Genomic DNA, 7,331 nt, shown 5'->3' on the forward strand with positions numbered 1-7,331 from the left:
CCTGGCCGGCGTCGTGCTCGTCCGCCTGGGCGAGCCGTGGGCCGTGGCGCCGCCGTCGCCGACGCCCGTCGACTGACCCTCGCGTGCGACCCGGCGCGGGTTCCGCCACGCTGTGCGCATGACTGGCTCCAGGTACCCCGGCTTCACCGTCGACCCCACGAGCGACCCGCGGCCCAGCAGCCCGCTCATGGCCGGCGAGCGCGAGACGCTGGTGGAGTACCTGCGCCACTACCGCCTGACCCTGGCGATGAAGTGCGACGGTCTGGACGCCGAGCAGCTCGCCCGCCGCTCCGTCCCGCCCTCGACGATGTCGCTGCTGGGCCTCGTGCGGCACATGGCGTGGGTCGAGCAGCACTGGTTCCACGTCGTCATGAACGGCGAGGACGTCGCCCGCCACTTCGAGCGCGAGGGGGCGTCCGACCCCGAGTTCGACGGGGCGGTCGCCGACGACGGCGTCGTCAACGAGGCGTTCCGGCTGTGGCACGAGGAGGTCGAGCACGCCGAGCGGTTCGTCGACCAGGCGCCGGACCTCGACGTCGTCGGCCACCACCCGCGCGAGGGCGCGATCAACCTGCGCGAGGTGCTCGTGCACATGATCGAGGAGTACGCCCGCCACTGCGGCCACGCCGACCTGCTGCGCGAGTGCATCGACGGGGCCACCGGCCAGTGAGCGGCGAGACGCCGGTCACAGCGGGCCCGCTCCTAGACTCGGCCGCGTGGAGAGGAGCACGAACGTGCTGAAGGACCGCCCCTGGCTGTCGAGCTACCCCGTGGGCGTGCCCGCGAACGTCGACGTCCCCGACGAGCCGGTGACGGCCGGCCTGCGCCGCGCCGCCGAGCAGTGGCCCGACCGCGTGGCGGTCGACTTCCTCGGCGCGGCGACGACGTCGCCGACGGCCGCGTCCGGGAGCTGGGTCACCACAGCTCGAGCGAGCCGTGCAGGATGCCGGCGAGGTCCTCGGCCGAGGCCTCGCGCGGCGCGGTGGCGAGCAGGCGCTGCTGCTTGAGCGTGCCCTCGACCAGGCCGTCGACGTCGCCGGCGCCGTAGCCGACCTCGGCCAGGCCCGACGGGATGCCAATGTCGCGCATGAGCCGCGTCAGGACGTCCGGCAGCAGGGAGGCCGGGTCGTCGCCGGGCGTCGCGCCCGGCTCGAGCAGCTGGGCGGCGCGCACGTGCCGCTCCGGCGCCGAGGCGAAGGTGAAGCGGAAGGCCTCGGGCGCGGTCAGCGAGACGGCCATGCCGTGCGGCACCATCGCGTGGTCGTCGCCGTCCAGCACCGGGTAGCCCTCGGGTCGGAAGTCGCGCACCTGGCCGGCCACCGGGTAGGCGTTGGCGTGCGGGATGTGCACGCCGGCGTTGCCGAAGCCGAGCCCGGCGAACGTCGCGGCCAGCGCGACCTCGGTGCGGGCGTCCAGGTCGTCGCCGTGGCTCACCGCGCGCCGGAACGCGCCGGCGAGCAGGCTCATGGACTTCTCGCTCCACATGTCCGAGATGGGGTTGGCGCCGCAGTACGGGACCCGCTGCTCGGCGCTCTTGCGCTCGTAGCTGGTGAAGCTGCGCGCGGTGTAGCTCTCCAGCGCGTGGCACAGGATGTCCATGCCCGCGGCCGCGGTGACCTGGGCGGGCTGCGTGATCGTCAGCTCGGGGTCGACGACGGCCATCGTCGGGCGCAGGCGGGCGTGCGAGATGCCGGTCTTGACGTGCTGGTCGACCACGTCGAGCACGCAGATGGTGGTGCTCTCGCTGCCGGTGCCGGTGGTGGTCGGCACGGCGACCAGCGGCAGCAGCGGCTTCTGCGGCGCCCGGCCGCCGCCGACCGGCGCGTTGACGTAGTCCATGAGCTCGCCGTCGTTGGTGAGCATGAGGTTGACCGCCTTGGCGGTGTCGATCGCGCTGCCGCCGCCCACGGCGACGACGGCGTCGAACGGGGGCCGCGGCGCGGGGCGCCTCGGCGGCCGGCGCGGTGGTCGCCTTCGGCGTGAAGCCGCCCTCGACGATCTCGATCACGGCCATGGGCGCGTTGTCGCCCTTGCGCGGACCGATCTTCGTGATGCGGGTGTAGCCGCCCGGACGGTCGGCCATGGCCGGGCCGATCTCGGCGAACAGCGTGTGCAGCACGCTCTTGTCACGGATGACCTTCACGACCTGGCGGCGGTTGGCCACCGTGTCGTTCTTGGCCTTCGTGATGAGCTGCTCGGCGTACGGACGCAGACGGCGGGCCTTGGCCTCGGTCGTCGTGATCCGGCCGTGCTCGAACAGGCTCTGCGCGAGGTTGGCCAGGATCAGCCGCTGGTGTGCCGGGCTGCCGCCGAGGCGGGGTCCCTTGGTGGGGGTGGGCATCGAATATCTCCAGGAATCGTCAGGTCAGGGGCGAGCAGCTCAGTACTGCTCGTCCTCGGCGTAGCTCGCGTCGTCGTCGAACGACTCGAGGTTCGCCGGGTCGAAGCCGACCGGGCTGTCCTTGAGACCGAGGCCCATGGCGGCCAGCTTGGCCTTGACCTCGTCGATCGACTTCTGACCGAAGTTGCGGATGTCGAGCAGGTCCTGCTCGCTGCGCGTGATGAGCTCACCCACGGTGTGGATGCCCTCGCGCTTGAGGCAGTTGTACGAGCGGACCGTGAAGTTCAGGTCCTCGACCGGCAGCGCCAGGTCGGCCGCGAGCTGCTCGTCCACCGGCGACGGGCCGATGTCGATGCCCTCGGCCTCGACGTTGAGCTCCCGGGCCAGGCCGAAGAGCTCGACCAGGGTCGACCCGGCCGACGCGATCGCGTCGCGCGGCAGGATCGAGCGCTTGGTCTCGACGTCGATGACGAGCTTGTCGAAGTCCGTGCGCTGCTCGACACGGGTCGCCTCGACCTTGTAGGTCACCTTCAGCACGGGGCTGTAGATGGAGTCGACCGGCATGCGGCCGATCTCCTCGTCGCCGGTCTTGTTCTGCACGGCCGACACGTAGCCACGGCCGCGCTCGACGACCAGCTCGACCTCGAGCTTGGCGTTGTCGTTCAGCGTGGCGATGTGCAGGTCGGGGTTGTGGATCTCGACCCCGGCCGGCGGCTGGATGTCGGCGCCGGTGACCTCACCGGAGCCCTCCTTGCGCAGGTACATCACGACGGGCTCGTCGTTCTCCGAGGAGACGACCAGGCGCTTGATGTTGAGGATCAGCTCGGTGACGTCCTCGGTGACACCGGGGACGGTCGAGAACTCGTGCAGGACGCCGTCGATCTTGATCGACGTGACGGCCGCACCCGGGATCGACGACAGCAGCGTGCGACGCAGCGAGTTGCCGAGGGTGTAGCCGAATCCGGGCTCGAGGGGCTCGATGACGAACCGCGAACGGTAGTCGTCGACGACCTCTTCGGTCAGGACGGGGCGCTGGGCGATCAGCATGGGAACTTCCTTTCCGGGCCCACCTTCATCTGAGGACCCGGCTCGTGGGAAAGGATCAGATCTTCGAGTAGAACTCGACGATCAGCTGCTCCTGGATGGGGACGACGATCTGCTCGCGGACGGGCTTGTCGTGCACCAGGATGCGGCCGCGGGTCGGCGAGACCGTGAGCCAGGCGGGGACGGACTCGGAGTCGTGCGTCTCGCGGGCCACGATGAACGGCGTGGTCTCGAGCGACTTCGGCTTCACGTCGATGATGTCGTGCTTCGACACCTGGAACGACGGGATGTTCGTCTTGACGCCGTTGACCAGGAAGTGACCGTGGGTCACCAGCTGGCGGGCGTGACGACGGGTGCGGGCCAGGCCGGCGCGGTAGACGACGTTGTCCAGGCGGGTCTCGAGGAGCGCCAGGAGGTTGTCGCCGGTCTTGCCGGGCTTGCGGTGAGCCGTCTCGTAGTACTTGCGGAACTGCTTCTCGAGAACGCCGTACGTGTAGCGCGCCTTCTGCTTCTCCTGCAGCTGGGTGCGGTACTCGCTCTCCTTGATCCGCGCGCGGCCGTGCTGGCCGGGCGGGTAGGGGCGACGCTCGAACGCGGCGTCACCACCGACGAGGTCGACGCCGAGTCGACGCGACTTCTTGGTCAGAGGACCGGTGTAACGGGCCATGGTTCAGGAACTCCTTGGGATCAGACGCGGCGGCGCTTGGGCGGCCGGCATCCGTTGTGCGGGCTGGGGGTGACGTCCGAGATGGTGCCGACCTCCAGGCCAGCGCCACCGAGCGAACGGATCGCGGTCTCGCGGCCGGAGCCCGGACCCTTCACGAAGACGTCGACCTTCTTCATCCCGTGCTCCATCGCCTGGCGGGCAGCGGCCTCGGCGGCCATGCCGGCGGCGAACGGAGTGGACTTGCGCGAGCCCTTGAAGCCGACGGTTCCGCCGGAGGCCCAGGCGATGACCGCACCCGAGGGGTCGGTGATCGTCACGTGCGTGTTGTTGAACGTGCTCTTGATGTGGGCCTCGCCCTGAGCGACGTTCTTCTTCTCCTTGCGGCGCACCTTCTTGGCGCCAGACGTCTTAGGAGGCATCTAGATCACTTCTTCTTTCCGGCGACGGTCTTCTTCGGACCCTTGCGCGTGCGCGCGTTGGTCTTGGTGCGCTGGCCGCGGACCGGCAGGCCGACGCGGTGGCGGCGGCCCTGGTAGGAGCCGATCTCCATCTTGCGACGGATGTCCGCGGTGACCTCACGACGCAGGTCGCCCTCGACCTGGTAGTTCGCGTCGATGTGGTCACGCAGCGCGACGAGGTCGTCGTCGGTGAGCTCGTGGACCCGCTTGGACGGGTCGATGCCCGTCGCGGTCAGGGTCTCGGCGGCACGGGTGCGGCCGATCCCGAAGATGTAGGTGAGTGCGATCTCGATGCGCTTCTCGCGCGGGAGATCCACACCTTGGAGGCGTGCCATGGAGGCGGTTCCCTTCGTTGCGGCAGAGGTGTCGGCACCTGGTGCGCCCCGACTGCCTCCAGGAGACCGTGCTCCTGAGCCGGGCCCCGGCCTCTGCGCCGGGGGTGACGCCGCGCGGCTGCGCGACGAGCATCCAGATGTTCAGTACTGCTGGTGAAGAAGCTGCTTCAGCCCTGGCGCTGCTTGTGGCGCGGGTTCTCGCAGATGACCATGACGCGGCCGTGGCGACGAATCACCTTGCACTTGTCACAGATCTTCTTCACGCTCGGCTTGACCTTCATCGAGCTCTCTCTTCGAAGACTGAACGTGAGTGTTTACTTGTAGCGGTAGACGATGCGCCCGCGGCTGAGGTCGTACGGGGACAGCTCCACGACCACACGGTCCTCGGGCAGGATGCGGATGTAGTGCTGCCGCATCTTGCCGCTGATGTGCGCGAGGACCTTGTGCCCGTTGGCGAGCTCGACGCGGAACATCGCGTTGGGCAGCGCCTCGACCACAGCGCCTTCCATCTCGATGACGCCTTCTTTTTTCGCCATGACCTCTTCTTCGGTTGCCGGTTGCTACCTGCCGGCCCGAGCCCGCGCGTCACCCCTCCGCTGACGCGGAGCCCGAGGGCATGGGGTGGCGTGCCTGCAAAGGCCGACAGGTCAGTGTAGTCAGGAACCGCGCGCCGATCCAAATCATGTCCCGGGGCGACGGGCCCGGACGCGGGCCGGCCCCGTCCGCGGTGGACGGGGCCGGGCCGGTGGTCGTCGGGGTCAGGCCGCCGGGGGCATGAGCACCGAGTCGATCAGGTAGACGGTCGCGTTCTGGGTCTGGACGCCGCCGCAGATGACCTTGGCCTTGTCCTGGCCGACGGTCAGCATGTCGCCCGAGCCCTCCACCATGACCTCGGCGCCGTTCGCGGTCGCGTGGGTGCCGGCGACGTCCGCGGGAGCCAGGCGGCCCGGGACGACGTGGTAGGTCAGGATCGACTCCAGGGTCTTGGCGCCCTCGGGCGTCTTGAGCGTGTTCAGCGTCTTGGCGTCGATCTTGGCGAAGGCGTCGTCGACCGGCGCGAACACGGTGAACTCGCCGCCGTTGAGGGTGTCGACCAGGTTGACGTCGGGGTTGAGCTTGCCGCTCACGGCCGCGGTCAGCGTCTTGAGCAGCGGGTTGTTGCTCGCGGCGGTGGTGACCGGGTCCATGGCCATGCCCTCGACCGAGCCGGCGCCGTCCGGCACCTGCTCGGCGTAGTCGGCGCAGCCGGCGCCGACCAGGTCGGCCGCAGGGTCCATGCCCTCGGACTCGGTCATCTCCTCCGACGGCGTCGCCGACGACGAGGACGACGTGCTGCTGCCGGAGTCCGAGTCGTCCGAGCCGCAGGCGGCGGTGAGCAGGCCGAGCGAGCTGACCAGGGCGACTCCGGCGACGACGTTCTTGAGGCGGGTGGTGGTGCGCATGGTGGGTTCCTCTCGTGGTGACTTGTCTGGTTCGTGCGTCCCCGGGTCGTTCACTCCACGGTGAACCGGACGCTGTGCCGGCCGGTGGAGCCGTTCGGGCGGGGTGGGACCCGATCGGAGGTCTGGGTGGTGCCGTCCGCGTCGGTCGCGCGGACGGACAGGGTGTGGGCGCCGGGGGTGGCGTCGTCCCAGCGCCAGGTCCACTGGCGCCAGGTGTCGACGGTGTCCTGGGGGGCGAGCCGGGCCCGCTGCCACGGGCCGTCGTCGACCTGCACCTCGACCGAGGCGATGCCGACGCCCTGCGCCCAGGCGACGCCGCCGGCGACGACGCGGTCGGCCGCGACGCGCTGGAAGGCCTTCGGGACGTCGATGCGCGAGGAGAGCTTGATCGGCGCCTGCTCGTCCCAGTCGCGCTCGGTCCAGTACGCCGTGAAGTCGGCAAACCGCGTGACCTCCAGGTCGACCAGCCACTTGGTGGCCGACACGTAGCCGTAGAGGCCGGGCACGACCATCCGCGCCGGGAAGCCGTGCTCGAGCGGCAGCGGCTCGCCGTTCATGGCCACGGCGACGATCGCGTCGCGGCCGTCCAGGACGGCGTCCAGCGGGGTGCCGATGACCATGCCGTCGGCGCTGGTCGACTTCAGCGCGTCCGCACCGTCGCGGACGCCGGCCTCCTCCAGCAGCTCGGCGAGCGGGACGCCGATCCACGTCGCGTTGCCGACGTACGGGCCGCCGACCTCGTTCGAGACGCAGGTCAGGGTGATGCGCCGCTCGACCAGGCGTCGGGACAGCAGGTCGGCGAAGTCCAGGTCGAGCTCGCGCTCGACGTCGCCGTGGATGCGCAGCCGCCAGGTGTCGGCCGGCACGTCGGGCACGGTCAGGGCGGTGTCGACGCGGTAGAAGCTGCGGTTCGGCGTCAGGTAGGGCGAGATGCCGTCGATCGGGTCCATGCCGGAAGGGACCGGTCCGGCAGCGTCCGCCGGGCGCGGGACGCGGATGCCGGCCCGGGACACGGCGGCGCGCGCTCCCCCGGCGACGCGGGTG

General features: G+C 70.3%; 10 protein-coding genes and 1 pseudogene. 1 reads left to right on the forward strand and 10 read right to left on the reverse strand.

Features of this window, described 5'->3' with window-relative positions; genetic code table 11:
• The first annotated feature begins 118 nt into the window (after positions 1-118).
• Positions 119-670, forward strand: a complete 552-nt coding sequence (locus AC2W7G_RS05960; RefSeq protein ID WP_485867627.1) for a DinB family protein — start codon at positions 119-121, stop codon at positions 668-670.
• A gap of 245 nt (positions 671-915) precedes the next feature.
• Here the strand turns inward: AC2W7G_RS05960 and AC2W7G_RS05965 are convergent, their stop codons facing one another.
• The 10 genes and pseudogenes from AC2W7G_RS05965 to AC2W7G_RS06010 form a co-directional block, all read right to left on the reverse strand.
• Complete coding sequence (locus AC2W7G_RS05965; protein ID WP_485867628.1) at positions 916-1,908, reverse strand: hydroxyacid-oxoacid transhydrogenase; 993 nt, start codon at positions 1,906-1,908, stop codon at positions 916-918.
• 37 nt (positions 1,909-1,945) lie between these two features.
• Positions 1,946-2,341: pseudogene (gene rplQ, locus AC2W7G_RS05970) on the reverse strand (50S ribosomal protein L17); the annotation flags it as partial.
• A gap of 39 nt (positions 2,342-2,380) precedes the next feature.
• Positions 2,381-3,388, reverse strand: coding sequence for a DNA-directed RNA polymerase subunit alpha (locus tag AC2W7G_RS05975; protein ID WP_485867629.1), 1,008 nt, complete (start codon positions 3,386-3,388; stop codon positions 2,381-2,383).
• A gap of 55 nt (positions 3,389-3,443) precedes the next feature.
• Positions 3,444-4,052 carry a 30S ribosomal protein S4 gene (rpsD, locus tag AC2W7G_RS05980; protein ID WP_485867630.1) on the reverse strand — a complete coding sequence of 203 codons (609 nt, stop codon included), beginning with the start codon at positions 4,050-4,052 and terminating at the stop codon, positions 3,444-3,446.
• A gap of 20 nt (positions 4,053-4,072) precedes the next feature.
• Positions 4,073-4,471, reverse strand: coding sequence for a 30S ribosomal protein S11 (gene rpsK, locus AC2W7G_RS05985; RefSeq protein ID WP_019143613.1), 399 nt, complete (start codon positions 4,469-4,471; stop codon positions 4,073-4,075).
• 5 nt (positions 4,472-4,476) lie between these two features.
• Positions 4,477-4,845 (reverse strand): 30S ribosomal protein S13, encoded by a 369-nt coding sequence (rpsM, locus tag AC2W7G_RS05990; protein ID WP_485867631.1) that lies wholly within the window; start codon positions 4,843-4,845, stop codon positions 4,477-4,479.
• A 167-nt stretch (positions 4,846-5,012) separates the two neighbouring features.
• Positions 5,013-5,126, reverse strand: coding sequence for a 50S ribosomal protein L36 (rpmJ, locus tag AC2W7G_RS05995; protein WP_009199219.1), 114 nt, complete (start codon positions 5,124-5,126; stop codon positions 5,013-5,015).
• Positions 5,127-5,159: 33 nt separating this feature from the next.
• On the reverse strand, positions 5,160-5,381 hold the full coding sequence (gene infA, locus AC2W7G_RS06000) for a translation initiation factor IF-1 (RefSeq protein ID WP_007078610.1): 222 nt from the start codon (positions 5,379-5,381) through the stop codon (positions 5,160-5,162).
• 222 nt (positions 5,382-5,603) lie between these two features.
• Positions 5,604-6,287 carry a fasciclin domain-containing protein gene (locus tag AC2W7G_RS06005; RefSeq protein WP_485867632.1) on the reverse strand — a complete coding sequence of 228 codons (684 nt, stop codon included), beginning with the start codon at positions 6,285-6,287 and terminating at the stop codon, positions 5,604-5,606.
• A gap of 50 nt (positions 6,288-6,337) precedes the next feature.
• Positions 6,338-7,331, reverse strand: a 994-nt coding sequence (locus AC2W7G_RS06010) for a molybdopterin-dependent oxidoreductase (RefSeq protein ID WP_485867633.1), incomplete at its 5' end; no start/stop codon positions are given.

The organism is Aeromicrobium sp. PFPM2_SD2, from assembly GCF_057364525.1.